General features: G+C 61.0%; 26 protein-coding genes, 1 pseudogene and 1 riboswitch. Of the genes and pseudogenes, 12 read left to right on the top strand and 15 right to left on the bottom strand.

The annotated features are described in order from the left end of the window. Position 1: 1 nt before the first annotated feature. From EOS_RS29820 to EOS_RS29830, 3 genes are all read right to left on the bottom strand, one after another. A complete protein-coding gene (locus tag EOS_RS29820) occupies positions 2-1,087 on the bottom strand; it encodes a PhoH family protein (protein WP_047895796.1) in 1,086 nt (361 codons plus the stop codon). A gap of 32 nt (positions 1,088-1,119) precedes the next feature. After that, positions 1,120-2,481, bottom strand: coding sequence for a tRNA (N6-isopentenyl adenosine(37)-C2)-methylthiotransferase MiaB (miaB, locus tag EOS_RS29825; RefSeq protein WP_047895797.1), 1,362 nt, complete (start codon positions 2,479-2,481; stop codon positions 1,120-1,122). A 126-nt stretch (positions 2,482-2,607) separates the two neighbouring features. Next, on the bottom strand, positions 2,608-3,573 hold the full coding sequence (locus EOS_RS29830; RefSeq protein ID WP_407639193.1) for a LysR family transcriptional regulator: 966 nt from the start codon (positions 3,571-3,573) through the stop codon (positions 2,608-2,610). Positions 3,574-3,716: 143 nt separating this feature from the next. Between EOS_RS29830 and EOS_RS29835 the strand changes: the two genes are divergently transcribed. From EOS_RS29835 to EOS_RS29845, 3 genes are all read left to right on the top strand, one after another. Continuing rightward, positions 3,717-4,121, top strand: a complete 405-nt coding sequence (locus EOS_RS29835) for a VOC family protein (protein ID WP_047895799.1) — start codon at positions 3,717-3,719, stop codon at positions 4,119-4,121. A gap of 10 nt (positions 4,122-4,131) precedes the next feature. After that, entirely contained in the window at positions 4,132-5,310 is a 1,179-nt protein-coding gene (locus EOS_RS29840; protein WP_047895800.1) for an MFS transporter, read from the top strand. A gap of 157 nt (positions 5,311-5,467) precedes the next feature. Next, complete coding sequence (locus EOS_RS29845; protein ID WP_152693193.1) at positions 5,468-6,322, top strand: hypothetical protein; 855 nt, start codon at positions 5,468-5,470, stop codon at positions 6,320-6,322. Positions 6,323-6,430: 108 nt separating this feature from the next. On the opposite strand, the gene ribB is transcribed toward EOS_RS29845, so the two are convergent. The 3 genes from ribB to glpD form a co-directional block, all read right to left on the bottom strand. Then, positions 6,431-7,156, bottom strand: a complete 726-nt coding sequence (ribB, locus tag EOS_RS29850; RefSeq protein WP_047895802.1) for a 3,4-dihydroxy-2-butanone-4-phosphate synthase — start codon at positions 7,154-7,156, stop codon at positions 6,431-6,433. 157 nt (positions 7,157-7,313) lie between these two features. Beyond that, positions 7,314-7,497, bottom strand: a riboswitch (FMN riboswitch). Between the two features lie 102 nt (positions 7,498-7,599). Further along, positions 7,600-8,334: a helix-turn-helix domain-containing protein gene (locus EOS_RS29855; protein WP_047895803.1), complete on the bottom strand. Its 735-nt coding sequence runs from the start codon at positions 8,332-8,334 to the stop codon at positions 7,600-7,602. A gap of 167 nt (positions 8,335-8,501) precedes the next feature. Further along, positions 8,502-10,073, bottom strand: coding sequence for a glycerol-3-phosphate dehydrogenase (gene glpD / locus EOS_RS29860; protein WP_047895804.1), 1,572 nt, complete (start codon positions 10,071-10,073; stop codon positions 8,502-8,504). A 243-nt stretch (positions 10,074-10,316) separates the two neighbouring features. Here glpD and EOS_RS29865 point away from each other — a divergent pair, with 243 nt between their 5' ends. After that, a complete protein-coding gene (locus tag EOS_RS29865) occupies positions 10,317-10,697 on the top strand; it encodes a hypothetical protein (RefSeq protein ID WP_047895805.1) in 381 nt (126 codons plus the stop codon). Between the two features lie 79 nt (positions 10,698-10,776). Here EOS_RS29865 and EOS_RS29870 read toward each other — a convergent pair whose 3' ends face one another. After that, complete coding sequence (locus tag EOS_RS29870) at positions 10,777-10,974, bottom strand: hypothetical protein (RefSeq protein ID WP_047895806.1); 198 nt, start codon at positions 10,972-10,974, stop codon at positions 10,777-10,779. A 327-nt stretch (positions 10,975-11,301) separates the two neighbouring features. Continuing rightward, on the bottom strand, positions 11,302-12,081 hold the full coding sequence (locus EOS_RS29875; RefSeq protein ID WP_047895807.1) for a DeoR/GlpR family DNA-binding transcription regulator: 780 nt from the start codon (positions 12,079-12,081) through the stop codon (positions 11,302-11,304). Between the two features lie 760 nt (positions 12,082-12,841). On the opposite strand from EOS_RS29875, the gene EOS_RS29880 reads away from it, so the two are divergent. Beyond that, positions 12,842-13,669, top strand: a complete 828-nt coding sequence (locus EOS_RS29880) for a ferritin-like domain-containing protein (protein WP_047895808.1) — start codon at positions 12,842-12,844, stop codon at positions 13,667-13,669. 86 nt (positions 13,670-13,755) lie between these two features. After that, positions 13,756-14,271 carry a hypothetical protein gene (locus EOS_RS29885; protein ID WP_047895809.1) on the top strand — a complete coding sequence of 172 codons (516 nt, stop codon included), beginning with the start codon at positions 13,756-13,758 and terminating at the stop codon, positions 14,269-14,271. 200 nt (positions 14,272-14,471) lie between these two features. On the opposite strand, the gene EOS_RS29890 is transcribed toward EOS_RS29885, so the two are convergent. From EOS_RS29890 to EOS_RS29905, 4 genes are all read right to left on the bottom strand, one after another. Further along, positions 14,472-15,962, bottom strand: a complete 1,491-nt coding sequence (locus EOS_RS29890; RefSeq protein WP_047895810.1) for a DEAD/DEAH box helicase — start codon at positions 15,960-15,962, stop codon at positions 14,472-14,474. Positions 15,963-16,241: 279 nt separating this feature from the next. Then, positions 16,242-16,862, bottom strand: coding sequence for a PAQR family membrane homeostasis protein TrhA (gene trhA / locus EOS_RS29895; RefSeq protein WP_047895811.1), 621 nt, complete (start codon positions 16,860-16,862; stop codon positions 16,242-16,244). A 257-nt stretch (positions 16,863-17,119) separates the two neighbouring features. Further along, positions 17,120-18,415, bottom strand: coding sequence for a c-type cytochrome (locus EOS_RS29900; protein WP_047895812.1), 1,296 nt, complete (start codon positions 18,413-18,415; stop codon positions 17,120-17,122). Between the two features lie 21 nt (positions 18,416-18,436). Beyond that, positions 18,437-19,198, bottom strand: coding sequence for a c-type cytochrome (locus EOS_RS29905; protein WP_047895813.1), 762 nt, complete (start codon positions 19,196-19,198; stop codon positions 18,437-18,439). A gap of 438 nt (positions 19,199-19,636) precedes the next feature. On the opposite strand from EOS_RS29905, the gene EOS_RS29915 reads away from it, so the two are divergent. Continuing rightward, positions 19,637-20,572, top strand: a complete 936-nt coding sequence (locus tag EOS_RS29915) for a CopD family protein (protein ID WP_047895815.1) — start codon at positions 19,637-19,639, stop codon at positions 20,570-20,572. Positions 20,573-20,594: 22 nt separating this feature from the next. Here the strand turns inward: EOS_RS29915 and EOS_RS29920 are convergent, their stop codons facing one another. Further along, complete coding sequence (locus tag EOS_RS29920; protein ID WP_047895816.1) at positions 20,595-20,900, bottom strand: hypothetical protein; 306 nt, start codon at positions 20,898-20,900, stop codon at positions 20,595-20,597. A gap of 308 nt (positions 20,901-21,208) precedes the next feature. Beyond that, positions 21,209-22,357, bottom strand: coding sequence for a galactonate dehydratase (gene dgoD / locus EOS_RS29925; protein ID WP_047895817.1), 1,149 nt, complete (start codon positions 22,355-22,357; stop codon positions 21,209-21,211). 131 nt (positions 22,358-22,488) lie between these two features. Here dgoD and EOS_RS29930 point away from each other — a divergent pair, with 131 nt between their 5' ends. The 3 genes from EOS_RS29930 to EOS_RS29940 all read left to right on the top strand — a co-directional run bounded on the left by EOS_RS29930 (position 22,489) and on the right by EOS_RS29940 (position 25,411). Continuing rightward, entirely contained in the window at positions 22,489-23,202 is a 714-nt protein-coding gene (locus EOS_RS29930; protein ID WP_047895860.1) for a FadR/GntR family transcriptional regulator, read from the top strand. Positions 23,203-23,342: 140 nt separating this feature from the next. Further along, positions 23,343-24,407, top strand: a complete 1,065-nt coding sequence (locus tag EOS_RS29935; protein WP_047895861.1) for a DedA family protein/thiosulfate sulfurtransferase GlpE — start codon at positions 23,343-23,345, stop codon at positions 24,405-24,407. Between the two features lie 56 nt (positions 24,408-24,463). Continuing rightward, positions 24,464-25,411 (top strand): alpha/beta fold hydrolase, encoded by a 948-nt coding sequence (locus tag EOS_RS29940; protein ID WP_047895818.1) that lies wholly within the window; start codon positions 24,464-24,466, stop codon positions 25,409-25,411. Here EOS_RS29940 and EOS_RS49550 read toward each other — a convergent pair. Next, positions 25,380-25,695: pseudogene (locus EOS_RS49550) on the bottom strand (transposase); the annotation flags it as partial. The gene EOS_RS29940 and the pseudogene EOS_RS49550 overlap by 32 nt on opposite strands. Positions 25,696-25,829: 134 nt before the next feature. On the opposite strand from EOS_RS49550, the gene EOS_RS29945 reads away from it, so the two are divergent. Together EOS_RS29945 and EOS_RS29950 are read left to right on the top strand one after the other, a co-directional pair. After that, positions 25,830-26,117: an AbrB/MazE/SpoVT family DNA-binding domain-containing protein gene (locus tag EOS_RS29945; protein WP_047895819.1), complete on the top strand. Its 288-nt coding sequence runs from the start codon at positions 25,830-25,832 to the stop codon at positions 26,115-26,117. A 3-nt stretch (positions 26,118-26,120) separates the two neighbouring features. Further along, on the top strand, positions 26,121-26,459 hold the full coding sequence (locus tag EOS_RS29950) for a type II toxin-antitoxin system PemK/MazF family toxin (RefSeq protein ID WP_047895820.1): 339 nt from the start codon (positions 26,121-26,123) through the stop codon (positions 26,457-26,459). Positions 26,460-26,511: the final 52 nt, after the last annotated feature.

The raw sequence follows: 26,511 nt of genomic DNA on the forward strand, positions 1-26,511 counted from the left end.
ATTATTTTCCGGCGGAAGCCGTGGCAGCGACGGCGTCACGCTGCGACTGCGCGTCGTACGCTTCCACAATGCGTGCCACCAACGGATGCCGCACCACGTCCACGCTCGTGAATTTCGTCATCGCGATACCGCGTACATCGGCGAGTATGTGCTGCGCTTCAATCAGCCCGCTCCGATGACCGCGCGGCAAATCGACCTGCGTGGTGTCACCGGTGACAACGGCTTTGGACCCGAAGCCGATTCGCGTCAGGAACATCTTCATTTGCTCGGGCGTGGTGTTCTGCGCTTCGTCCAAAATGATGAACGCGTGATTCAACGTCCGGCCGCGCATGTAGGCGAGCGGCGCAATTTCGATCATCTGGCGCTCGAACATTTTCGCGGTTTTATCGAAGCCGAGGAGGTCGTAGAGTGCGTCGTACAGCGGGCGCAAATACGGATCCACCTTTTGCGCGAGATCGCCCGGCAGGAAACCCAGCCGCTCGCCCGCTTCCACCGCAGGACGTGTCAGCACAATGCGCTTCACCTGATCGCGTTCGAGCGCATCGACCGCGCACGCCACCGCCAGATAGGTCTTGCCCGTACCCGCCGGGCCGATGCCGAACGTCACATCGTGCGCGATGATCTGCTTCAGGTACTCGCGCTGCATCGGCGTGCGGCCGCGTAGATCGGCACGTCGCGTGTACAGCTTGGGACCAGGATCTTCCTCGTCGCCGAGGTCGATGGTCGCGCTGGGTTCATCGAAGGGATGATCGGGGTCTCCGCGAAAACGCGGATCGACGGGATCGGAGTTCAGATTGTTCGACGGTTTGTCGCGCCGTGCCGCATTGCGCGCTTCGACCAGGGCGAGCTGGATATCGTCCACCGACAACGTGTCCTTCGCGCGGTTGTAGAAGTTCTCGAGCGCCGCCAGCGCAACTTTCGCGCCGCGCCCGCGGATCGTGATCTTGTGCCCACGCCGCGTCAGCGTCACGTCGAGCGCCTGCTCGATCTGCCGCAGGTTTTCGTCGAGCGGGCCACACAGGTTGGCGAGCCGCGCGTTGTCGTCGCGCGGTGCGGTGAATTCCATATGCTGCTGAGCGGTCTTCAAGGCGAGAGTCGGGTTCCTGTCGAAGCTGCGGTTTAGTGAGTCGTCGCGGGCGTCAAAACCAGTTCGCCGCGCAACGAATGCGGATACGCCACGTTGATTTCCACATCGACCATCTGGCCGATCAGCCGCTTGTGCGACGAGATCGGCGCCGGAAAATTCACCACCCGATTATTCTCCGTGCGTCCGGCGAGTTCGCTCGGGTCCTTGCGCGACGGGCCTTCCACCAGAATGCGCTGCACCGACCCCAGCATGGAATTGCTGATCTTCGTCACATTCGCCTCGATGGTGGCCTGCAAATGTTGCAGGCGCTTGAGCTTCACTTCGCGCGGGGTGTCGTCGTGGAGATTCGCCGCCGGCGTGCCGGGACGCGGGCTGTAGATGAACGAGAAACTGGTGTCGTAGCTCATTTCGTCGATGAGCTTCATCATCTTCTGGAAATCGTCCTCGGTCTCGCCGGGGAACCCGACGATCATGTCCGTCGACAGCGACAAATCCGGCCGGATTGCGCGCAACCTGCGAATCACCGATTTGTATTCGAGCACCGTATAACCGCGTTTCATCGCCATCAGAATGCGGTCGGAACCATGCTGCACGGGCAAGTGCAAGTGGCTCACGAGCTTGGGCACCTTCGCGTACGTGTCGATCAGGCGCTGCGTGAATTCCTTCGGATGCGACGTGGTGTAGCGAATCCGCTCGATACCCGGAATCTCCGCCACGTATTCGATCAGCGTGGCGAAATCGGCGATGTCGGCGGAATGCTGCGTCACCGGTCCGCGATACGCATTCACGTTCTGCCCAAGCATGGTGACTTCGCGCACGCCTTGATCGGCGAGGCCGGCGATTTCGGTCAGCACGTCATCCAGCGGCCGCGATACTTCTTCGCCGCGCGTGTAGGGCACGACGCAATAGCTGCAGTACTTGCTGCAGCCTTCCATGATGGAAACAAACGCGCTCGGGCCATCGACGCGCGCCGGCGGCAGATGATCGAACTTTTCGATTTCGGGGAACGAGATATCGACTTGCGAGCGCCCGCTGGAACGGCGCTTGGCGATCATGTCCGGCAGACGATGCAAAGTTTGCGGGCCGAACACCAAGTCCACGTACGGCGCACGAGAAACAATAGCCGCGCCTTCCTGACTCGCCACGCAACCGCCCACGCCAATAATCAGGTCCGGATTCGCTTCCTTCAATTCGCGCACGCGGCCGAGATCCGAGAAGACCTTTTCCTGCGCTTTTTCGCGCACCGAACACGTGTTGAAGAGAATGACGTCGGCGTCTTCTGGCGTGAACGTCTGGGTGAGGCCATTGGCTGCTCCGAGTACGTCGACCATTTTGTCGGAGTCGTACTCGTTCATCTGGCAGCCAAAGGTCTTTACATACACTTTCTTGGTCATGAATTTCGCCGGTCGCAGTGATTAGTCTGGGGGCGCGGTTTTTGATGCGTTGAAGGGATTTTTGTGGGCTTTCAGGCGATTTCCTGCTTGAAACTCGTCAGGAATCGCACGCCGCGTAACTGACTATTATAGCGTCCGCTCGAGTTCGTGACCCGCCTGCCCGGGCGGATAGGCAAGGTCGCCGAGCAATTCCGCGGTCGCGCGGGCGAAGCGTTCGATCAGGAAATCCAGCAGCACCCGCACACGCGGCGCCATATACCGGTTGCAGTGGTACACGGCGTGGACCGCTGCCTCGTTCGAACACCAGTCTGCCAGCAAAATTTTTAGCGCGCCGGAGCGGACATCGGCGGCTATATCCCAGATCGATTTGTGTGCAATGCCCTGGCCCGCCAGCGCCCACGCGCGGGACAGCGCGCCGTCGTTGGTTTCCCAGGCGTCGTCAAGCGGCACGGTGTGGGTGAAACGCTCGCCGCCGCGCACGAACTGGAACTCGTTGAACGTGGCCGTCGATGTCACGAGCACCGTGAACGTGTGCGTGGCGAGATCGGCGGGCGTTTTCGGTTCGCCGTGCCGAGCCAGATATTGCGGCGATGCACACAGCACACGCCGGTTCGGCGCCAGCCGCCGCGCGATGAGATTGCCCTCAGACGGCCGATTGAAGCGGATCGCCAGATCGATATCGTCTAGCAGCAGATTCGACACCGAATCCGACAGCGTCAGCGAAAAACTCACATCGGGATGCAGGCGGCTGAATTCATCGAGCCAATGGCACAGCAGGTTGCGGCCGAAATCCGATGTGGCCGAGATCCGCACCTTGCCGCGCACGAGGTTCTGGCCGGCGTGCAGCGCGGCTTCGCCGTCGTCGATGGCTTGTAGCGCAATCCGGCAGTGCTGCAGATAGAGCCGGCCTTCGTCGGTGAGCCTGAGTTGGCGCGTGGTGCGCTCGAACAGACGCGCGGTGAGGGATTTCTCCAGCTTGAGCAGCCGCGCGCTTGCCGCCGCCGGCGACAAGCCGAGCTTGCGCCCGGCCGCGGACAAACTGCCGAGCGCCGCCGTTTCTACGAACAGGCGCATGTCGCCGAGTCGATCCATCGTCATTCTCAATTTGCTTTTGACAATGCTTCAAATGCTACGCCAATTATCAAAATGGCTCTCGGCGCGCAGAATTTGGTGCATTGCAGCGTATTAGCGGTCATGTAGTCCAGTTACGGGCGGTCCATGACGCGCCAACCCCGATGAAACTTGATCACGTCACGATCGTCACTCCGGATTGCGAGCCGATCCGCCATTTTCTCGTCGATATAGCCGGCATGACGGTCGGCCCGCGCCCGCCGTTCGGTATAGGCGGCCACTGGCTTTATCTCGAAGGCGCGCCCGCCGTGCATCTGATCGAAAGCGGTTCGGTGCTCGCCTCGCCGCCTGGTGGCCGGGCGGCCACGCGCATCGATCATCTCGCCTTGCGTGTAAGCGGCGCGGTCGAATGGCGGGCGTTGCTCGCGCGTTTGCGCGAACACGCGATTCCGTTTTCCGAAGCCGAAGTTCCGCTCGCCCGGGAGCAGCAATTGTTCGTGCAGCTCGCGCCGGGCGTGGTCGTCGAATTCGTGACGGCGCTTTCCACGCTTTCCGCATTCTCAAACTAAGGGGATTTCCATGCCTATTCCACTTCTGGCGCTCGCCATCAGCGCATTTGCCATCGGCACGACCGAGTTCGTGATCATGGGGCTGCTGCCTGACGTGGCTCGCGATCTGGCTGTATCGATTCCATCGGCGGGTTTTCTCGTCACCGGCTACGCGCTCGGCGTGGCCGTGGGCGCGCCGCTGCTCGCCGTGCTGACGGCAAAGATGCCGCGCAAGCTCGCGCTGCAATTGCTGATGGGCGTGTTTATCGTTGGCAATGTGCTTTGCGCCGTTGCACCCGGCTATTCGATGCTGATGATCGCGCGCGTGGTGACCTCGTTCGCGCACGGCTCGTTTTTTGGCATCGGCGCGGTGGTCGCGGCGTCGCTGGTTCCCGCTGAAAAGCGGGCGAGCGCAATTGCGCTGATGTTCACCGGGCTCACGCTCGCAAACGTGCTGGGCGTGCCGTTCGGGACGTTTATTGGGCAGGAATTCGGCTGGCGCGCGACTTTCTGGATCGTGGCCGTGCTGGGCGTGGTGTCACTGGTCGGCGTGGCCGCGCTCGTGCCGAACAAGCACGATTCGGGACCGTCGAACTTCGGCCACGAATTGCGCGTGCTGAGGGACCGCCAAGTCTGGCTCGCCTTGGCGATGACCGTGCTCGGCTTCGGCGGCGTGTTTGTCGTGTTCACCTACATTGCGCCGATTCTCGAACAGGTCAGCGGGTTTTCGCCGCACGGCGTCACGCTGGTGCTCGTGCTGTTCGGCGTCGGTCTGACGATTGGCAACACGATCGGCGGCAAGCTGGCGGATCGCGCGCTGATGCCTTCGCTGATGGGAATCCTGGTCGCGCTCGCCATCATCATGGCGGTGTTCACGAAGACCAGCCGCAACCAGGTGCTGGCGGCCGTCACGATCTTTATCTGGGGTATCGCCGCGTTCGCGACCGTGCCGCCGCTGCAGACACGCGTGGTCGAGAAGGCGAAACACGCGCCGAATCTGGCGTCGACGCTGAACATCGGTGCGTTCAACCTGGGCAATGCTGGCGGCGCGTGGCTTGGCGGCGTGGTGTTGCAGCAAGGGCATCCGCTGGATTCGTTGCCGTGGGTCGCGGCTGTGGTGGCCGTGGTCGCGCTTGGGGTCACGTGGTACGCGGCTCGGCTCGATCGCGGCGGGGCAGGGGCGGGTGCGCGGGCGGCGGATGCGATTTGATTGGCTTCAATTCGATTCGATTCGGTTCGATCTCGTGATGCACGCGGCCGCACAGCAGTATCCGCCGGTTGTTGACCCGGCGACCTCAACCGACTAGCGTGTCGTGCGAGCCGCGTCCGCGGCTTATCGCTTCATCACGCTTTTCGACCGAGGTTTTATGGAAGACATCACGCTGAGCCAATGCCTGAAGGGCGCATGGCGCGACGCCGCCTCCGCCCTGCGACACATGCCAGTACTCTTTCTGCTGGTATTCGTGGCCGTGCTCGCGACGGGAATCGCCGGGTACGAAGTGCAGCTTTCGGCGCCGGCATCGGATGCTTTCCTGTCTTCTTCGATGACCGCGGGCGGCGCCACTCAAGCCGCCGCGCTCGGCTATTCGGCCACGTCGCTCGGCATCTCGTTTGTGCAGTGCCTGGTGCTCGCGGCATTGGCCGTTCAGGTGATCCGCTTTGCGATGACCCTGAACCTCGAGCCCGGCGCGGACTCTTCCACGCCATCTACGCGCCTCTGGGACGCCGGTTTTCGGCGCTATTTCCTGCTCTGCATCGTGCTGGTTGCGGCCTACGTGGCCGCGACGATCGCGGTGGTGATCGCCTGGAACGGGCTGCGGCTGGCGGGATTATCCAGCGGCACTTCGATGGCCGCCGCCGCCACGCTCGCGGTGCTGGCCGTGTGCGGCGTGAGTTACGTGTCGGCGCGGCTCTCCTTGCTGTTTCCGCACACCGCCGCGGGCGGCCGGCTGCAATGGCGCGCCGCGTGGGAGGCTACGCGCGGGCACTTCTGGGTCATCTCGACGACCGCCCTGGTCGCGATCTTGCCGATCGTGGCGATTGCGACGGTGTTGTCGATCATCGCGGAAATGCTGGTGGCGGCAAGCTCGATCGGTAGCCTGACCGTGGGTTTGCTGGTGGTTCAGAGCGTGGCCACGCTGCTTTATACGGCTACGGCGGCGACGTGTTCGGTTTGGCTTTACAGGAAATTCGGGGCGGATTTGAAGGCGGAGCGGGAGTGAGTTTTCCTTTTCAGCCTTCCCACGATACCCAAATGAAAAACGCGGCCCTTCACTTCAGGCCGCGTTTTTCATTGCTTTGAGTACTCCGTTGAACGGAGCCTTTCGCCCTTAAACCGTTTCTTCCGCCAGTTCTCGCGCGGCGGCGAGCGCCATCCGGAAATCGGCCAGTTCGGCGATGGTCAGCACCGGAATGTTGCGCTCCTTCACGAACGCATCGATCTGCGCACCGCGCGCCATCGTCCCGTCCGGATTCATGAGTTCGCACAGCACGCCGGCCGGCCTCAAACCGGCGAGGATCGTGAGATCGACCGTACCTTCCGTATGGCCGCGCCGGGTCAGCACGCCGCCCGGTTGCGCACGCAACGGGAACACATGGCCGGGACTGACGATGTCGCCGGCTTTGGCGTTATCGGCAATCGCGGCGCGGATCGTGGTCAGCCGGTCCGCCGCCGATACGCCCGTCGTCACGCCTTCGCGTGCTTCTATCGATACCGTGAACGCCGTGCCGTATTTGCTGCCGTTGTCGGCGACCATCGGCGGCAAGTGCAGGGCGCGAACGGTTTCGTCCGGCAGGCACAGGCACACGATGCCGCTGCACTCGCGGATCATCAGCGCCATGCCTTCGACGTCGAGTTTTTCCGCCGCATAAATCAGGTCGGCTTCGTTCTCGCGATCGTCGTCGTCGAGCAAGGCGACCGCGCGGCCTTCGCGCAACGCTTGCAGGGCAGCGGCTATTCGGGGAGGGATGGCGACGGAAGAATCGCCTGCACGAAGTTGCGCAAGATCGGCAAACGCGGTGGCTGGGGAGGTAAGGCTGGAAACTGAGTCGGACATGGGTGAAACGCTCTCGCAAAAGAAATGGGGCGAAAAACGTTTCAGGGCATTGCAAACAGACAGAACGACACGCGCTCAGCGCCGTCTACTCGACAGCGCCCGTTCGACGCGGACGCACAAACGCCGCGGCAAACACGCGAAACGGACATGACCGTCTGCACATCTTCTTCCATCCGGACTATGACCGTCGGCTCTGGCATCTCACCAGATCTGCTGACCCCGTGGCGTGGCTACGCACTTGCAAAAACGAGCCATTTTCACGGGCGCTCGCGGGCTCGCGGACGGCTTTCGCCGAAACGCATACCGCCGGTGGGGAATTGCACCCCGCCCTGAAGACGTACTGACTTGTCGCTAAACACTTAAAAATCGCGACTGGATTTCAGGATACAACAGACACGCCGATGTTGCAGAACCGCACCCCTCTAGCTTGGTGGCAACGGGGTCTAGCTGGCATCGTCGATACGACGTGAATCGGCGGGAACGTGCCAGCGCGGCGGCGTTTCCGCATTCACCGTTACCTGGTACGCACGCGCCTCCGTGTTGCCGGGATTGCGCAGGGCGTGGGGCTGATCGGCGTCGAACACGATGGCGTCGCCCGTGGCCAGCAATTGCGTCCGGTCATGCACGCGGATTTCCAGCGTGCCGTCGCTTACGACCAGATTGATGCTTGTGCCGGGTGGGTGCGCACTGCCCGATTCGGTATGCAGCGGCGCGATCCGGAGTTCGTGGAATTCCGCCGATGCCGGCGCGTTCAGCGGAAACAGCGGCCGGGCCGAGAAGCGTCCATTCGACGTCACGAGGCGCGTAGCCTGTTCAGCCGGCAAGTATTCGATGCCATTGGTCGCGTGGCGTCGAAGAAACGCCGCCACCGATACCTTCAGCGCGCTCGCGATCTTGTGGAGAACCTTGATGGACGGCACGCTGCGCCCGGATTCAATCTGCGCCAGCATCGCCCGCGATACGCCGGACGCACGGGCGAGGGCATCGAGCGAGAGTTGCCGTTCAGCGCGCAGCCGCGCCAGATTCACACCGACGAGATGTTCGAGCGCGTCGTTCGCTTCCTGCACGTCGGTTTGATGAGCCGACGCCGCCTGTGTTGCCTCGGCGAGTTCGGCCGGCGCGTGCGCATCGAACGACTCGCGCACGAGTTCCAGCGATGAATAAGCCGGTGCAACCATGATGAGCCTCCAATCGGATGGACCCGCGAAACGGCGCGGAAATGAGTGAAGGCAAGACTAGCATCGGCTTAACCCGCGTCAAACGAAGATATCGTCACACCGTTATCAGGTGCAGCAGGGTAGGCATTCGTGGAAATGTTTGAGGCGTTTCAGCGTTCAACGCCGCGTCACACGACGGTGCGAGTTGGAATCGATGCAGTCACCGAAGGCTCCGCTTCCCGCGTGCTCGCAAACCACCCATCGATGCGGCGAATCACGTCATCCAGCGTCCCGCGCTCCATATGCAGGCCGAGTTTCGAGCGGCGCCACAGCACGTCGTCGGCGCAGGTTGCCCATTCGTTGTCACGCAGATAGCGGAGTTCCGCTTCGTACAGCCCCGGCGCGATGGCTTCACCGAGATCGGGCAGGGAACCGGCATCGCCGAGCAGCTTTTGGACCCGGGTACCGTAAGCCCGCGCATAGCGATGCGCAAGCTCGCCCGGCAGCCAGCGATTGCGCTGCTTGAACGCGGTGAGGAAAACCTCGAAGCTGGCATTGGCGATATCGCCACCCGGCAGCGGCGCGCCTTCCGTCCACGTTTTACTCCGGGCCGGCGATTGAAGCGCTTCGCCCAGCTTGTCGACGGCTTCTTCCGCCAGCTTGCGGAACGTGGTGATCTTGCCGCCGAACACCGACAACAACGGCGCTTCGTTCGCGGGCGTATCGAGTTCAAGCAGGTAATCGCGCGTGACCGCCGACGCGTTCTCGGCGTTTTCGTCCTCGAGCAGGCCGCGTACGCCGGCATAGGTCCAGCAGACATCCGCCGGGCTGATGTGCTTCTTGAAATAGCGATTGATGGAGTCGCAGAGGTAAGCGGTTTCTTGCGGGCTGATGGCGACCTTCGACGCGTCGCCGTGATACTCGAGGTCTGTCGTCCCGATCAGCGTGTACTCGTGCTCGTACGGAATCGCGAAAATGATGCGCTTGTCCGGGTTCTGGAAAATGTAGGCGTGGTCGTGTTCAAAGAGACGCCGGGTCACAATGTGGCTTCCCTTGACCAGCCGGACGGTGTGACGCGTATGCGTGTTGCTGTTGAGCGAGTCCTTGAGCAGGTCGCTGACCCACGGTCCGGCAGCGTTCGCGATGGAGCGCGCCCGCACGTCGAAAGTCGCGCCGTGGTTGTCGGCGAGCGTGGCACGCCAAACACCTTCGCTGCGATGAGCACTCACCAGCCGCGTGCGCGTCTTGATCACCGCACCGTGTTCCTGCGCATCGAGCGCGTTTAGCGCGACGAGCCGCGCGTCGTCCACCCAGCCGTCGGAATAGACAAAACCGCGCTTGATCGAGTCGATAAGCGGTGCGCCCGCCGGGTGCCGGCGCATGTCGATACCCCTGGAACCGGGCAGCAACTCGCGGCGCGCGAGGTGATCGTAGAGAAAGAGGCCCGCGCGAATCATCCAGGCGGGACGCAGGTTGGGCATGTGCGGCATCACGAAACGCAGCGGCCACATGATGTGCGGCGCCGCGCGCAGCAATACTTCGCGCTCCTGAAGCGCCTTGCGCACAAGCCGGTATTCGCCGTACTCGAGATAACGCAGCCCGCCGTGAATGAGCTTCGTACTCGACGACGAGGTGTGCGAAGCCAGGTCGTCCTTCTCACACAGCATGACGGTGAGGCCCCGGCCGGCGGCGTCGCGCGCGATGCCCGTTCCGTTGACCCCGCCGCCCACCACGAGCACATCATAAAGATTGCCTTGCATCGCTTGTCCGCCCCATGGCCACCAACAAAAACTCGGTCACAACATAATAATGTTCGAATTCGAAATTTAACGAACAAAAACGAAAATGTAAAGTCGACTGATTGGCTAACGCTCGGTTAACGCTGCGTTTCGCCGGAAAAGTGCAGGTCGAGGTCGTATTTCGGCTCATAGGCCGTTCGGCCGAGTGGCGCGAAGCGGACCGTCGACCGATACTGTAGCCACTGGAAATGAGGAGTTGATGTAATGCGAAAAATGTTTGTTGCCGGTGCGCTTGGCGCGCTGATGCTGGGCGGATGCATATCCACGCCGGACGTTTCGGGGTCGAGGGGGGCGCCGTCACTGGCCGCGCTCCAGTCTATGTGCGGGACCACCGCAGTCGATTACGGCACGGACGCGCAGGGCGTGTATTCCGCGCTTTTCGACGCTTATGTCGCGCAGAAGAGAGGCAAGTTGCCAAAAGAGCAGTTTTGCGCGTTTCAGGCGGGTATCGCGGGTCGGTACACGGCGTTTGCGGCTAGCCGCACAACGGAGGCGCAAAGTGCGTGGGCCACGTTTTTCGCCGATCAGCGCGCGCAAGCGCTTAGCTGGCGCTCAGCCGTCGATCCGACGTTGCGCGCAGGCTAACGCTGGCTCGCTGGTTATTCCGCTCGTGGGCGGCCGGATTCAAGCGCCGCGCGAGCGGAAATTGATGAGGACCGCGGATTTACGAGAACCGTTTGATTGCCTTGATCGTGGAATCGCCGGAAGCGGTCAGGCTCCACATCTGGCGTCCAGAGGCGAGTTTTTCCAACTGGACGAGCTGGCGTTCGAGCAGCGCGTCGAGTTCATCGCGCACCATGTCAATCTGATGGGGAGCTTCTTGCAGCAGGAGCAGCGTGGCAAATTCATGCGGACTGAGCATCGTGTTCTCCATGACGATCGAACGGCACTTTGACCGGTCGGCGACCGGCACTCGTACTTAGGAACGTTGCGCGAGGCTGGAACTTCGTGTCCGGCAGGCGCATGACGCAAAGCGCGGTTCGCAGCGCCCAAAAGCGGCGGGGCATTGCCGGGATTTGATTGTAGGCAAGCGTCGAACGAGTGCCAAACGCTTGCGGAAAATAATGGGTTTGACTTTTTAGAGGCGCGAAAGCGGTTCGGCGGACAAGAAGAATCGTAGAAATTACGTGAAGTTCGTGTCGCAGCGCACACAGAAACGGCGGGGCCTTTAAGTGAGGCCGTGAGGCCGCTATTCCGCCACGAACACCTGCGTGTTCGCTTCTGCAAGCGTTTGGGCCATTTCGGGCGGCGTGGGAGCATCGGTGAAAAGCGCGTCGATCTGGCTCAGATGACCGAGCCGCACGAGCGCCGGGCGGCCGAACTTGGAGTGATCCGCGGCGAGGAACACCGTGCGGGCGTGTTTGATGATTGCTTCTGCCACGCGGACTTCGCGGGTATCGAAATCGCGCAGCGTGCCGTCGGTTTCAATGCTCGAGGCGCCGATGATCGCGAAGTCCACCTTGAACTGGCGGATGAAGTCGATAGCGAGCTCACCCACAATGCCCTTGTCCCAAGGCCGCACAATGCCGCCGGTGATGAGCACCTCGCATTCGGGATACCCGCTCATCATGCTTGCCACGTTGAGGTTGTTCGTGATCACGTGCAGCCCGCGATGCCGGTTCAGCGCCCGGGCGACTTCCTCGGTCGTGGTGCCGAGGTTGATGAAAAGCGACGCCTGATCGGGAATGTGCGAAGCGACAAGCGCGGCTATGCGACGCTTTTCGTCGTGGAACATGCGCTGGCGTGCCGTGTACGAGACGTTCTCCGAGCTGGTCGGGAGGCTCGCGCCGCCGTGATAGCGGCGCAGCAGGTTCATGTCGGAGAGCCAGTTGACGTCGCGGCGAATGGTTTGTGGCGTGACGTCGAAATGCGTGGCAAGGTCGTCGACCGTCACGAAGCCATCGCGTTGCACCCAGTCGAGCAGCTCTTGCTGTCGTGCGTTCAAGGTGATGCGGGGATCTCGTGTCATGGCGTCGAAAAGTGCGCTTGAGTGTCGTGAGGTGGCCGTATTGTAAGGGAAAGGGCCGGCAGGCCTGCAATGCTCCATGATGCATCGTGCCTTGGGATATCGCGGTGCATAAGCGAGATGGAGGCGCTTCGTGAAAGTGCGTCGCTTGGATACTCGCGAACTCGGGTAGCCCAGGGAGCTCGATGAGTTCGTTACGTTGTATTACGTCGTGCGGTAACTACGAACCGGTCCGGACCAAACCGCGGCCATATGGTCCGCATGTCCATACGTCTGCACGTCCGAATGTCGCCACGGATAGCATGGCCGGCTACGTGACTGCCCGAGCGCCGAGCCCCCCGAACGGACCGCGTTTGTGCGCGGCAACTCGTGAGGATGGCAAACTTGATGCTGAGCGATCGCGAACCCATCGCGCTGCGCGTGAACTCCCAGTCTGAACCGGCCCGCAAAACCCGATCGCTGCAACCGCTATTAGCAGCTTGCCGAAATACGTCTGTAAGCGGGCGGGAATCATGTGTGGCGTGCTTTATCGCAAGGTGCTCCGAGGCGGTACGATTTATGCTGATTTATGCGGTATCCGGAACTGACATGTGGCTTTAGCGGTCTCTCTTCGTGCCTGCAGCTTCGTTGCAACCCAGCTAAGATGCAGGCTCTAAGTCTTTAACCACATGAGGACGTCGTGGATCCACCTTCACGGCGTTGCCTGATTTTCGGCCGGTTTGGCTGACGGCGCGTTCAGTACAGCTTTGGGAGCGCGATTTTTATGCACACTGACAGTACCTATGTGATGCCTTGGCGGATCGAAGATATCGACCTGTCCCGGATCGACCGGCGTAAAGCGGCATCCAACGAACACCTTCTCTTGTTGCTTTGCGCGGCTTCGTTCATCGAGAGCGGGACCGATCTTTATACGAGCAACCTGAGCACTTATTTCAACGACGACCCCGAAGTTTCCAACTGGCTCAACAATGAGTGGGAACCGGAAGAGATGCAGCACGGTCGCGCGTTGAAGACGTATATCAATCATGTGTGGCCTGAGTTCGACTGGGACACGGCATTCAAGAACTTTTTCGCCGAGTATTCGCTGACCTGTTCAGTCGAGGATTTCGAAAAAACGCGCGCACTGGAAATGGTCGCGCGGTGTGTCGTCGAAACCGGTACGGCGACGCTGTATCGGGCAATCAACGAGTGCTCGGACGAACCGGTGCTCAAGCAACTGACGGACAACATCCGCACCGACGAAGTCCGGCATTACAAGCACTTCTTCCGCTTTTTCAAGAAGTACAACAAGATCGAAGGCAATGGTCGCTTTGCTGTCCTGGGCGCGTTGCTGCGGCGCGTAATTGAAATCAAGAATGAGGATTCCGAGATCGCACTGCGGCATGTATTTGCCATCCGTTATCCGGAGCGCGCGAATGACACCGCTCACAATCGCGAGCTGGCGGCGCGGGTCAATGCGCTGGTCCGGCGCAATTTGTCGGCCGATATGTGCGTAAAGATGTTGCTCAAGCCGCTCGATCTGCCCGCCCGAATCCAGCCCGGCGTGCACTATCCGCTCGCGAAGATCACGCAGCACGTCTTCTTTCGCTAGGCCGGCCGGCGTTTGCATCGAACGGCTCAGCACGGTTTAATCGATGGCCCGCTTTCGCGGGCCATCGTCTTTTCACGGAGATCCACATGAACGATTCCCTTGCATGCGGCAATCGCAATATCGAGCACGGCACGTTCGACGAATGGCCTCCGGAGTTGCGGACGCTGTTCGACGGCGCGTCGATCGACACGAAAACGGGGTTCACGGCGTCGTTGCTTGCGGCAGACGGGGGCCGCGTGCGGACGTCGTTGCTGAGCGTCGGCGAGTTGTTCGCGCCGGACCCAGGCACCTTGTGTTTTTCGTTGTGGCCGCAGTCGCGGGCGGCGCGGTTGGTATCGAAGACGGGTTGCGCCACGCTGACTTTCGTCTTCGATGAAGCCTTCTTCCAGGTGCAACTCCAGGCTCGCATCGCGCCGCTGGAGGGTTCGCCGGTCGCGTGTTTTATCGCGACGATCGAAAGCGGGGAATGGCAGAAAGTGCCCTATGCGCGGCTCGTGCAGGGGATCGGATTCGAGTTTGCGAAAGGGCAGGGAGAGGCGGTGTTGGCGCGTTGGCGTCAACAAGTCGATGTACTCAAACGCGCGGCGAGCGCCGCTGCCTGAAATAAAAACAGCGGAGCTGAGGCTCCGCTGTTTTGCTCTTTCGAGCAGTCATTCCGAGGTGAAGGTGTCGGAGCAGGGCTTTCAATCTGCGCTGCCTCCGCGAGACCTAATAGGGCGCTTGAACCATCAACCTTCGCCCGTTACGAGCGGAAGGCGCAGGCCAGCTTCGCACCCGCGCCTTCCACCCGCAACAAAGCAGTTCAACGCCCGCGCTGTCCGGTACGCGGCGTATCGCGCCGACCGGCGCCGCCAGCGCCTTCACCACGCGGCTTGCCGCCGAGCAGTGCAGCGCCAGCCGGGCGTGATGAACCCTCAGGTTTGCGCGGCGCACCGCCATTGCCACCGGGTTTCGCCGCAACGGGTTTCTGCGAGCGTGAACCGTTGCCACCATTGCCACCGTAACCACCACCGCCATTACCATTCGCCGGCTTAACCGACGTCCGGCCGCCATTCGATTGCTTCGGCGCGCCCTGACGCGGAGCGCCTTGACGGGCACCGCCGCCGCCGCCGCCCTGGCCGCGTCGGAGAATCGGTTCCGGTTTTTGATTCGGATCCGGCTCGAAGCCTGCGATGACTTCCTGCGGAATCGGTCGCTTGATCAGGCGTTCGATGTCCTTCAGCAACTGATGTTCATCGACGCAAACCAGCGACAGCGCCTCACCCGTCGCCCCGGCCCGACCCGTACGGCCGATCCGGTGAACATAATCCTCCGGCACGTTAGGCAGATCGAAGTTGACGACGTGCGGCAACTGATCGATATCGATACCGCGCGCCGCAATATCCGTCGCCACCAGCACTTGCAGCGTGTTGTCCTTGAACTCGGCCAAGGCACGCGTACGCGCCGACTGGCTCTTGTTGCCGTGAATGGCCAGCGCGCTGATGCCGTCCTTCGTCAACTGCTCGGCCAGGCGGTTCGCGCCATGCTTCGTCCGCGTGAACACCAGCACCTGGAACCAGTTGTTTTGACGGATCAAATGCGTGAGCAACTCGCGCTTCTTGTCGCGGTCGACGGGGTGAATCTTCTGCGCGATCGCCTCGACCGTCGAATTGCGACGTGCCACTTCGATCAGCGCCGGCCGGTCGAGCAGGCTGTCGGCGAGGGTTTTGATTTCATCGGAGAACGTGGCCGAGAACAGCAGGTTCTGGCGCTTCGGTGGCAACTTGGCCAGCACGCGCTTGATGTCGTGGATGAAACCCATGTCCAGCATGCGGTCGGCCTCATCGAGCACGAGAATCTCGAGCTTCGACAAGTCGATGGTCTTCTGCTGCATGTGATCGAGCAAGCGCCCCGGCGTTGCCACGACGATATCCACGCCGCGCCGCAACGCATCGATTTGCGGATTGATGCCGACACCGCCGAACATCACGGTCGACTTCAGCTTCAGATATTTACCGTAACCCCGCACGCTTTCTTCCACCTGTGCGGCGAGTTCGCGCGTCGGCGTGAGGATCAGCGCGCGGACCGGCCGCTTGGCGCCTGCAGCAGGGGCGGGCGCTTCGGACAGGCGTTGCAGGATAGGCAGCGTAAAGCCTGCCGTCTTGCCGGTGCCAGTTTGCGCGCCTGCGAGCAGGTCGCCGCCGTTCAGCACAGCCGGGATGGCCTGCAACTGGATGGGAGTAGGGACCGTGTAGCCGAGTTCGTTGACAGCGCGAAGCAAGGGTTCGGACAAGCCGAGGGAATCAAAAGACATAAGTGTTCACAGATTCGGTATGCCGACCGGCGTTGTCGCTTGAAGCCCCCAAAAAAGGCGGCCCGCACAAATAGGTGCGCGCGTACGACGATCGAGGAAATCGGGCGGCATGACGTTCGGGGCGCTCGCTCAAAAGACAAGCGCCGGGAACGTTGCCGCGAAGATCAACGCGCTATCAAGACACGCTGACTGGCGTTAAGTTGCATTGGAAACGCCGAATGTGTTCCGCGTTTCGTGTCAGGCATTACGTACCGTCACTGAGGCAACCTCAGGACCGGCTCACGCGACATAGCGTGCAATGCTGACGAATTGACACAAGCTGCCGCCCAACACGAACAGGTGCCAGATGCCATGGCCGTGCCGGATGCGCTCGTCGTTGATGAAAAAGTAAATGCCGGCGCTGTAGATCAAGCCACCGGCCAGCAGCCACGCCGTGCCGGCGGGCGGTAGTGCCGAAACGAGAGGACGGATGGCTACGAGCGCGAGCCAGCCCATCAACACGTAAATCACCATCGATACGCTGCGGGTTCGACGCCCGAGCGTGAGTTCCTGAACAATGCCAAGAGCGGCGAGCCCCCAGCTTACGCCGAATAGCGACCAGCCCCACGGGCCGCGCAGTGTGACGAGCGTGAAGGGTGTGTAACTTCCTGCGATCAGCAAGTAAATGGCCGAATGATCGCATTTTTGCAATATCGCCTTGATCCGCGGGTTGCGGACCCAGTGATACAGCGTGGAAATGGTGTACAGCACGAGCAACATGGCGCCGTACACGGCAAAACTGACGATCTTGTACGGGTCGCGTTCCAGCGCGGCCATGGTGACGAGCGTTGCGAGTCCCGCCACCGACAGCACCGTGCCGACGAGGTGGGTAACGCTGTTGAACCGCTCACCAAAGTGCATCGACCATCCTCACCGCGTTGTTGCGATCCTGTCTGCAACGCCGCGCTTTTCTGCTTCAAGAAATGCTGAGACCGCGGCGAAATAAGGACGACCCGGGCATTTTACAGCTACCTGTGGTCCATCCAGACCGCTCACCCAAATCCAGCTTATTCACGCCATGCTCAAAAAGACGAAGGGCGCAGCCCCGACTTCGAGGCCTGCGCCCTGCTTGCGCCCTTCGGCGTATTTTACGCTACCTGCGTGAAACGCTTCTTCGATCAGTCGAGCGGCGCCGAACGAAGGTTGCTGACCTGTTGCGGCGACACCGGCGTGCCGTGGTTGCCCCACGACATACGGATGTACGTCACAACCGCAGCCACTTCCGTATCCGACAGCGATTGCGCGAACGGCGGCATGCCATACGGATGCGGATTGCCGTCCGTGCTCGGCGGATAACCGCCGTTGAGCACCATGCGGATCGGGTTCACGGCCGACTGCATCTGGATCGACTGGTTGGTGGCGAGCGGCGGGTAGGCCGGCGGTTTGCCGAGACCATTTTCCGCGTGGCACTTCGCGCAGTTTTCCGTGTAGATCTTCTTGCCCTGTTGCAGCAACTCCGAACCGAACTGCGCCGATGTTTCGAACTGCATCGTTTCCGGCGCTTCGCCCTTTTGCGGGATCGACTTCAGGAACGTCGACATGGCGTTGATGTCCGCGTCCGTCATGTACTGCAAGCTGTTATGGACCACTTCGGCCATCGGACCGAACACCGCGCCGCGCTGCGACACGCCGGTCTTCAGCAGGTCGTTGATGTCCTTGATGTCCCAGTCGCCGAGGCCGGCTTCCTTATTCGACGTCAACGACGGCGCATACCAGTTCTGCAGCGGGATCAGACCGCCGCCGAAGGCTGCCGAGCTGACCGGGCCGCCCATTGCGTTGATCGACGTGTGGCACATGCTGCAGTGTCCCAGGCCTTCGATCAAATACGCGCCGCGGTTCCATTCCACCGACTTGGTCGGATCCGGCTTGTACTCGCCTTCGCTGAAGAACAACGTGCGCCAGCCGATCAGCAGGTTACGGTTGTTGAACGGGAAGCGCAGTTCATGCGGGCGGCTGGGTTCGTTGACCGGCGTAACCGAGCGCATGAACGCGAAGATGGCGTCCGAGTCGGCGCGCGTGACCTTCGTGTAGGCCGTGAACGGCATGGCCGGGTACAACAGGCTACCGTCTTTCGAGCGGCCGTTATGCAGCGAACGATAGAAGTCGTCCGACGTCCACTTGCCGATGCCGTATTGGTCGTCCGGCGTGATGTTCGGCGTGAAGAGCGTGCCGAACGGCGTGAGCATGGGCAGGCCGCCAGCGAAGGTCTTGCCGCCGCGAACCGTGTGGCAGGCAATACAGTCGCCGGCGCGCGCGAGGTATTCGCCGCGTTTGATCAGCTCGGCCTGGTCGGCCGGCGGGGCGGCGACTGCGCCGCCCGAATGCAGGTTGTCGCCGCCGGACCAGAGCGCGGCAGCGGCTGCGACGGCTGCGACTACGACAGCCGAGAGTGCGAACAAAGACTTGCGTTTCATATTCTTATCGCTCCTCGCGCCTTATTGCGGTTCGCTGCCGCAGGCGAGCGGCAACTTGCGCGAGCCAGCAGGCGCGGGTACCGGATTAGCCGGTGCGGTTTGCGTGGAGAGCCAGGCGGCGACAGAGGTCACGTCGTCGTCGGTCAGGCGGGTGGCGATCTGTTGCATGCAATCAGGTGCTATCGCGTGACGCGACCCTGCACGCCAGGCGCCGAGTTGCGCGCTGATGTAGTCGGCGTGCAATCCCACGAGACCCGGAATGGCCGGTTGCATACCCGTCAGGTTGGTGCCGTGACACGCGGCGCAGGCGGGGATACCGCGGCCTGCATCGCCTTTCAGCACGATTTGCTGGCCTTTCGCCACGGTCGATGCCGACACGGTCGGCTTGGCCGGCTGCGGATACGGCGGGCGTTGTTCCGAGAAATACGTGGCGATCTGATGAAGGTAGTCGTCGGAGAGATACGTGACGAGGTAGTTCATGGGCGGATACTTCCGGCGGCCTTCGCGGAAGTTCTGCAACTGGTTGTACAGATAGTCAGCCGGCTTGCCGGCAAGACGCGGGAAATAGTCGTTGTCCGTGCCTTCGCCATGGACGCCGTGACACGCCGTGCAACCCTGCACACGCGCTGCCATGGTGTCCGGCGCCATGGGCTGGGCGGCGGCTTGAGCGGGCGCCTGAGCTTCTGCTGCGCCAGCAATGCTGGCACTGCCGATCAGCGTCAGAGCCACTAGCGGGGCGAGCAACGGACGAAAGATGCGTCTTGAAGACACGCGACACTCCATGAATTTCGAGGACCTGCCGAGCTTCGTTCGGCTCGGTGCGAATATGTGGTGAACCATTGCCACATTGGCTCTGGGAGCCTCTGATGCGACGCGGCATTCTATCATCGATGCCTGATGATGACTATTTGAGCATCGCCCTGTTGCACTTACCTTTCAACGTGTACGCGACAATTTGCCGCGCGACCGATCGACAGGGGTTTTTGAACGTGCGTGACGATTCGAGGTCGGTCGGCTTTGACAAAGTATCGATGGATTGTGCGGCGTTTGCGTCGGTTTTGTACGGCTTGGGTGCCCTTGGACCTTGGTGCATTCCATGTGCCCGTTCCGCTAGACTCGCGTTCCTGGCCCATGCGGTTTGTTTCTTCATCGACCCTTCATCGAACCTTCAATGCACTCCTTGTTTGCTTTCAGTTTGAACCTGTCCGTTGAGGGGCGGTTATGAGCGTCGATCCGCTCTGGCTCGCTCAAGTGGTCATTGCAGCGCTCGCTGACATTGCGTTTGCCTGCACGCTCGGCGGGGCGTTGTTGAGCATGTGGTTATTGAAGGAGAACGCGACTGCGCCTGTCTCGCCTGCGCGCGTCGGCTGGGTGAGGGCGCGACGCCTGAGTATTGGCGGCGCGGTTGTGCTGGCTGTCGCCGACCTTGTGCTGGTCTGGCTGCAGGCGGCGTCGATGAGCGGCGCGCCTCTCTTCGATGCCTTCGCGCCTGTCGTCACCGTTGTCACGGGCACGCATGCCGGTATGGGCTGGGCGATAGCGTTCGTCGGCAGCGTGCTGCTGATTCTTGCGACGATGTCGGGTAACGCGAAGGGCAGTCCGCGGCTAGGGCTGTTCGCCGTGGGCGCACTTGTGGCGGCGGCGGGCAAGGCGTCGGTTGGACATGCCGCCGATGCCGGCGCGTTTTCGCTCGCCGAAGGTGTGCAGACCGTTCATCTGCTGGCGACGGCCGTCTGGGGCGGTGTGGTGATCGCGGGCGCGTGGCGGGTGTTGCCGGCGCTTGGGACGTCGCTGGCGCGGGCGTTTTTGATTCGCATCGCCGCGAAGATGTCGACGATGGCCGTGATCGCCGTATCGCTCGTGATTCTCACCGGGATCTATAACGCGTGGCGCGGGCTGGGTGGATCGGCGCAAACGCTCGAAACGAGCGGGTGGGGCCACGTGCTGGTCGTGAAGGGCGTGTTGATTGCGACCGCGCTGCTGCTCGGCGCGATGAACCGATGGTCCGTCATGCCGCGATTGCAGCGCACCGCGTCGACGGTCGACGCGCGCACGTTCACCGGCGTGATGCGGATGGAAGCGGTGCTGATTGTGGGAGTGTTCGCCGCCGCCGCCGTGCTCTCGCACAGCGTGCCGGGTTTTGCATCGATGGGTTAGTGCGGCTGCTTGATTCCGCTACTTACTCGTAGCCGAGCCTGTGGCTCACGATCGGTGCGCAGAACAACGCGAGGGCACAGCCGATCGCCTTGCCTTGAAGTTCGACGAACGCCCTGTGCGACATGGGCGAGGACATCAGCACGTCGAGGAGTTGCGGCAAGCAGAACAGCACAGCCGCACCGATAAAACAGCGCGTCACGGTCGACAAACGCCAGCCGTGCTGGGCGCCCATCGCCGCGCAGATCACGCGCAGCACGCCGAACAACACAAGCGCACCGACGGCCATCTGCGTGCGGACAAATTCGTCTGGAAGGGTGTAGTAGTACATGCTGGGCTCTCTGGCTTCGTCGCGCTCTTCCCGGGCGCAGGGTCGAAACAAACTCACATACGCGAGATAATGCAAGACGCGGGCCAGGCGTCGTTACATCACGCAAAGCCTTGCGGCACAAGGGTTTCGTGTGCCGCAAGGAAGCCGTTTTCCGTGCGTTTTACGTGCCGTAACGGGCGGGCGGATGAAATGTCACCGGCGCCTAACGTAACGTCACGTAACGTTACCAAGACGAAATTCCCGTCTCAATATCCGTATTCTACGATGCCTGCCGAAATTGCATCGTGCGCCGCGCCGCAATTCTCAGATCACCACTCTGCAACGCTGCCATCGGCGTGACGCCACACGGGATTGCGCCAGCGATGCCCGACCTTCGCCATTTCGCGCACTTTCTCCTCGTTCACCTCGATGCCCAAGCCCGGCCCTTGCGGAATCATCACCATGCCGTCTTCGTATTTGAAGACTTCAGGATTCTTGATGTAGTCGAGCAGGTCGTTGCCCTTGTTGTAGTGAATGCCGAGGCTTTGCTCCTGGATGAAGGCGTTGTAGCTGACTGCATCGATTTGAAGACAGGTTGCCAGCGCGATCGGGCCGAGCGGGCAGTGGAGGGCGAGGGCGACGTCGTAGGCTTCGGCCATCGATGCAATCTTGCGGCACTCCGTAATTCCGCCCGCGTGCGATGCGTCCGGTTGGATGATGTCCACGTAACCACCGGCCAGGATGTGCTTGAAGTCCCAGCGTGAATACAAACGCTCGCCGAGCGCGATCGGCGTGCTGGTCTGGTTCACGATGTCCCGCAGTGCTTCAACGTTCTCCGACAACACCGGCTCTTCGATAAACAGCAGCTTGTACGGATCGAGTTCCTTCGCGAGCACCTTCGCCATCGGCTTGTGCACGCGGCCGTGGAAGTCCACGCCGATGCCAATATTCGGTCCCACCGCCTCACGCACGGCAGCCACGTTGTTGATGACGGCCTGGACTTTGTCGAAGGTATCGATGATCTGCAGTTCTTCCGAACCGTTCATCTTCACCGCCTTGAAACCGCGGTCCACGACGGCGCGCGCGTTGTTCGCGACATCACTGGGACGGTCGCCGCCGATCCACGAATAGACCTTGATCCGGTCGCGAACCTGGCCGCCGAGCAACGCGTGAATGGGCACGCCGTGATGTTTGCCTTTGATGTCCCACAGGGCTTGGTCGACGCCCGCAATCGCGCTCATGCCAATTGGGCCGCCGCGATAAAACCCCGCGCGATACATGACTTGCCAGTGGTCCTCGATCAGCAGCGGATCCTTGCCGATCAGATAGTCCGACAGCTCATCGACTGCCGCCGCCACCGTGTGTGCACGGCCTTCCACCACCGGTTCGCCCCAGCCGACGATGCCTTCATCGGTGGTGATCTTCAGGAAACACCAGCGCGGCGGAACGATAAAAGTCTCGAGTTTAGTGATTTTCATGCTGGCGTCTCCTGATTTTCCGGTGAGTGGGGAATGAGGGTTTCAATGCTATCAAAAATTGGTTTGATGTGTATATTAATAGTACTATTTGGCGGAAAGCCTTGTCTGGAAAGGGTCCGTATAATCGCGTGATTTTGATTGCTTCAACTTTGGGCGAGGGGAAAGTTATCCAGCACGATCTGCACGGACGCGTGGCGTATGAACTCGGCACTGAGATTTTGCGCGGCGATTTCCCGCCTGCTTCCACGCTGCCGCGCGAAGCCGAGTTGATGGAGCGTTTCGGCGTCAGCCGGACGGTGCTGCGCGAGGCGTTGCGCACGTTGACATCAAAGGGCTTGATTGAATCGCGGCCGAAGATCGGGACGCGCGTGAGGCCGCGGCATGCCTGGAATCTCCTCGACGCCGACGTGCTCGAGTGGTACTCGCGCGTCGCCAAACCATTGCAGTTCGCGCTGAAGCTGCAAGAAATGCGCGAAATGATCGAGCCTTATGCCGCTGCGTTGGCTGCGGCGAATCATGAGGATGAGTCGTTGGCGCATTTAGGCGATGCGCATCGGGCGATGCTGGAAGCGCGCAATGTCGATGAATGGGTTCGGGCGGATTTGCGATTTCACTTGAGCGTGTTGAATGCGTGCTGCAATGAATTACTGGTGCCGCTCGGCACGCTGATCGAGCGCACGCTTGAAGCGCAGTTGCGGTTGAACGCGCGGAGGGCGGAGGTTTTCAATGCATCGATGGCCGAACATACGGCCGTTTTCGATGCCATCGTTGCCCGGGATTCTGTGGCGGCGCGTGACGCGATGAGCGGTTTGCTCGGCGTGACTCGGGCGCGTATCGAGGGGTAGACAGGAGATAAATGACGTTCGGCGCATCCGGCGATATTTTCAATTTCAAGATAAAGTTGCGGGTCCGAGCGCTGTTTTGGTTTCTCTTATTTCGTTTTAGCCGACACGCGGCGCTCCGCACCTTCCGGAAGGAGCCCGAATTGCCGCACGTCCCGATCTCCGTTGTGTCGTCGTGGGGCGCGTGGGCTGTGTTCGTTAGCGTCCTCGCGACTCAGCTTGGCGTTCCCATTCCCGCTGCACCCATGCTGGTGCTGGCCGGCAGTCTGGTTGCGGCCGGTTTGGCTTCGTTCTGGCACATGCTTGCCGCTGCGGTCGTCGCGGTGGTTATCGCCGATGCGCTTTGGTTCACCGCCGGGCGCTTGTATGGCCGGCGGTTTCTGAACTCGCTCGTGCGGTTCTCGCTTTCTCTCGACACTACTTTGCGGACCACGCGGCATTGGTTCGAGCGGTTTGGCGTGCCTTTGCTCGCGTTGTCGAAGTTCGTGCCGGGGCTCGGGCTGGTGTCGTCGCCGTTGCTGGGGACGACGCAGATCGATGTGCGCGTGTTCGTGTTCTGGGATCTGGTCGGGGCTGCGCTTTGGGCTTCTGCGTGGATGCTCGGCGGCGCGATCTTGAACGCTGAAATCGCTAATTTGCTGGTGTTCGTGCGCACGTATGGGCTGACCGCGCTCGATGTGCTCGCGATGGCGGCGGGTGCGTTCTTGGCGTATCGATGGGCGCGGCGCATGCAGTTTCGTCGATGGCTCGCGAAGTATCGGATCTCGCCCGAGCAGCTTGATGAAATGATGCGGTCCGATGCGCCGCCCGTTATTTTCGATGCCCGGCCGGAAGAGGTGAGGAGGAAGGAGGCGCATCGGATTAAAGGCGCGATTCCGCTGGACCTGGAGTCGTCGGGGAAAATCGATCCGATGTTTCGGGAACACGAGGTCGTGGTGTATTGCGTGTGTCCGAATGAAGCGACGGCCAAGCAGATTGCGAAGCGGATGAGGGCGAAGGGGTTTCGGAATGTGCGGCCGTTAAAGGGTGGGTTGGATGCTTGGGAGAAGAAGGGGTTTCCGGTGGAGGCTATTCCGTTTGATTTTTTACGGACGTCCGCAGGTTCGTTGGATTCTATTTCGTCCGCTTCCTCCTCCTCTTCGCCCGATGATGACGATGATCGGAGCATGGACGATATGGTGACTGTTCGGGCTACGGCGCCGGAGTGAGTTTTAGCGGTCTATGGATCGTTGATTCGTTGGTTCGTTGATTGGAGTTGCATCGGATGAAGCTGTTGGACGGGGTGGATCCCTCGCAACTTTTTGGCTTGCCAGCGCCGGATATCGCCACGTTGGATGATGGTTTGCAAGTTCCCTTTGTGCAGACGGGGCATGAGCATCAGGAGGTGATGCTGTTCGTGCATGGGTCGCTTTGTGACTTTCGATATTGGAAGCCGCAGTTAGGGCCACTTGCAAAGCAGTATCGATGCGTTGCACCAAGTCTTTCGCATTACTGGCCTTCGGGGGTTCTGCTGGCCGGCATTGTGGGTGGTGTTCACCGGCCGTTTAGTTGGGGCGCGCATGTTGACGAGATGGGGCAGTTCATCGAGCGCCTGGGCGTTGGGCCGGTTCATGTTGTCGGGCACTCGCGGGGCGGGTGTGTTGCGTTGCATTTGGCCGTGAGATATCCCGAGTTGGTGAAGTCGCTGGTGCTTGCTGATCCGGGTGGGGAGGTGGCTAGGGGCGGTGATGATGGGAGAGCGCGGACGGTGCTGCCCGCGCCGATTAACGCGCTGCGGGCGAAGGCGGCGGAGTTAATTGGCAACGGGGAGGTTGATGCGGGATTGGAGTTGTTTGTCGATTCGGTGAGCAGGCCGGGGTTCTGGGCGCGGAGCCCGAAAGAGTTCAAGGCCATGGCTATGGATAACGCGAATACGCTGGCGCTGCAGTTTCGCGATCCGCTGCCGGCCTACGATGCGCATGCCGCGGCGAGAGTCCAATGCCCTACGCTGCTAATCGATGGTGGGAATAGTCCGCGGATGTTTCGGGATGCGGTGGGGGCGCTGGAAGGGTGGATTGATGGCGCGAGACGAATGACGATCGAAGGGGCGTCGCATGGGATGAACGTCACCCATGCCGGGGTATTCAATCGGACCGTGGCAGCTGTGGTTGCGAGCGCCCACTCTACGCAGTCGAAGGAAATTATGGCGCGAAATAATCGAACAACCAAATAGGGTGCTTAGACGTTACAAGCTTTAGTAGAGTAACGAGACTCTGTCGAAGGAAGTAGCGCTTCAGGCAGCGATGGATTTCCTGTTCGACATTCCTTTCTTTGTCCGACGGTCAACATAGGGTCGAGCACGCGAGTCGCTGCGCATCCGAACCATCGCTATCGTCCATCGCACGTTATTTGCAGACCGATCACCGCCTCGATTCAATCGATGCCGGACCATTTTGCCAAACGACGCCTGCAACGGACTTGTGCCACAAAGACCGCTAGCACCGCTTCACTTTTCACGATGGAGACAAAGTAGACACGCCGTATATACATCTGCGAAAACGCGATATAGTGTGTCTACGCGGTATCTACTGGACGCCGCAGTTGTTTTGATATCTAACGGTTACGAAAGCCGCTCAATAAGGAGCCGACGTATGGCACTTCAACAAGTGAAGCGGTGGGGCAACAGCCTCGCCGTGAGAATTCCTGCGGGGCTCGCAGAAACTCTGCGCCTGCAGGAAGACACGGACGTAGAGGTGAGCGCACAAGATGGCGCTCTTGTGATTAAACCAGCGGGCGTGAAAAAGTTCTCGATGGCGCGCTTTCTTGAGGAAGGCCCGGCGCGCAAGCGAGAGCGACAGGTCGATCCGTTGCTGGATGACGAGCCGATGGGTTCAGAGGCGGGCGGCCCGGATGATCGCGCCCGCAATGACGTGTGGTGATAAATGGACGATGGCATTCCAGAGGCAGGTGAGGTGTGGTGGGTGCAGTTAGCCCCAACGATGGGAGCGGAGCAGAGCGGCAAGCGGCCGTTTCTTGTGATTAGCCCGAAAGCAGTCAACGGCGTGATTCATCGGGTCATCGGCGTGACGATCTCGAGGACGAATCACGAGTGGCAGACCGAGATTCCGCTCTCAACGCTTCCCGAACCTTGCGTTGCTCAGGCTGACCAGATTCGGTCGGTCGATATCGAGGCCAGAAATGCTGAGTTTCGCGGGCACAAGGTGACAGAAGCTGAGTTGGAATCGGTCAGAGAAGCGGTGCGACCGCTAATCGGTTTGTAACGATCAGGGGGCTCGGGAACGAGGCCCTTTTGTCGAGTTAGGTGAGGCGACG

The sequence above is a fragment of the Caballeronia mineralivorans PML1(12) genome, from assembly GCF_001028175.1.
Lineage (GTDB): Bacteria > Pseudomonadota > Gammaproteobacteria > Burkholderiales > Burkholderiaceae > Caballeronia > Caballeronia mineralivorans.

Excerpts from the sequence above, each read along its gene's own strand:
- miaB (WP_047895797.1), bottom strand. The coding sequence starts at position 2,481 with ATGACCAAGAAAGTGTATGTAAAGACCTTTGGCTGCCAGATGAACGAG.
- EOS_RS29830 (WP_407639193.1), bottom strand. The coding sequence starts at position 3,573 with ATGGATCGACTCGGCGACATGCGCCTGTTCGTAGAAACGGCGGCGCTC.
- EOS_RS29835 (WP_047895799.1), top strand. The coding sequence starts at position 3,717 with ATGAAACTTGATCACGTCACGATCGTCACTCCGGATTGCGAGCCGATC.
- EOS_RS29840 (WP_047895800.1), top strand. The coding sequence starts at position 4,132 with ATGCCTATTCCACTTCTGGCGCTCGCCATCAGCGCATTTGCCATCGGC.
- EOS_RS29845 (WP_152693193.1), top strand. The coding sequence starts at position 5,468 with ATGGAAGACATCACGCTGAGCCAATGCCTGAAGGGCGCATGGCGCGAC.
- ribB (WP_047895802.1), bottom strand. The coding sequence starts at position 7,156 with ATGTCCGACTCAGTTTCCAGCCTTACCTCCCCAGCCACCGCGTTTGCC.
- EOS_RS29855 (WP_047895803.1), bottom strand. The coding sequence starts at position 8,334 with ATGGTTGCACCGGCTTATTCATCGCTGGAACTCGTGCGCGAGTCGTTC.
- glpD (WP_047895804.1), bottom strand. The coding sequence starts at position 10,073 with ATGCAAGGCAATCTTTATGATGTGCTCGTGGTGGGCGGCGGGGTCAAC.
- EOS_RS29865 (WP_047895805.1), top strand. The coding sequence starts at position 10,317 with ATGCGAAAAATGTTTGTTGCCGGTGCGCTTGGCGCGCTGATGCTGGGC.
- EOS_RS29870 (WP_047895806.1), bottom strand. The coding sequence starts at position 10,974 with ATGCTCAGTCCGCATGAATTTGCCACGCTGCTCCTGCTGCAAGAAGCT.
- EOS_RS29875 (WP_047895807.1), bottom strand. The coding sequence starts at position 12,081 with ATGACACGAGATCCCCGCATCACCTTGAACGCACGACAGCAAGAGCTG.
- EOS_RS29880 (WP_047895808.1), top strand. The coding sequence starts at position 12,842 with ATGCACACTGACAGTACCTATGTGATGCCTTGGCGGATCGAAGATATC.
- EOS_RS29885 (WP_047895809.1), top strand. The coding sequence starts at position 13,756 with ATGAACGATTCCCTTGCATGCGGCAATCGCAATATCGAGCACGGCACG.
- EOS_RS29890 (WP_047895810.1), bottom strand. The coding sequence starts at position 15,962 with ATGTCTTTTGATTCCCTCGGCTTGTCCGAACCCTTGCTTCGCGCTGTC.
- trhA (WP_047895811.1), bottom strand. The coding sequence starts at position 16,862 with ATGCACTTTGGTGAGCGGTTCAACAGCGTTACCCACCTCGTCGGCACG.
- EOS_RS29900 (WP_047895812.1), bottom strand. The coding sequence starts at position 18,415 with ATGAAACGCAAGTCTTTGTTCGCACTCTCGGCTGTCGTAGTCGCAGCC.
- EOS_RS29905 (WP_047895813.1), bottom strand. The coding sequence starts at position 19,198 with ATGGAGTGTCGCGTGTCTTCAAGACGCATCTTTCGTCCGTTGCTCGCC.
- EOS_RS29915 (WP_047895815.1), top strand. The coding sequence starts at position 19,637 with ATGAGCGTCGATCCGCTCTGGCTCGCTCAAGTGGTCATTGCAGCGCTC.
- EOS_RS29920 (WP_047895816.1), bottom strand. The coding sequence starts at position 20,900 with ATGTACTACTACACCCTTCCAGACGAATTTGTCCGCACGCAGATGGCC.
- dgoD (WP_047895817.1), bottom strand. The coding sequence starts at position 22,357 with ATGAAAATCACTAAACTCGAGACTTTTATCGTTCCGCCGCGCTGGTGT.
- EOS_RS29940 (WP_047895818.1), top strand. The coding sequence starts at position 24,464 with ATGAAGCTGTTGGACGGGGTGGATCCCTCGCAACTTTTTGGCTTGCCA.
- EOS_RS29945 (WP_047895819.1), top strand. The coding sequence starts at position 25,830 with ATGGCACTTCAACAAGTGAAGCGGTGGGGCAACAGCCTCGCCGTGAGA.
- EOS_RS29950 (WP_047895820.1), top strand. The coding sequence starts at position 26,121 with ATGGACGATGGCATTCCAGAGGCAGGTGAGGTGTGGTGGGTGCAGTTA.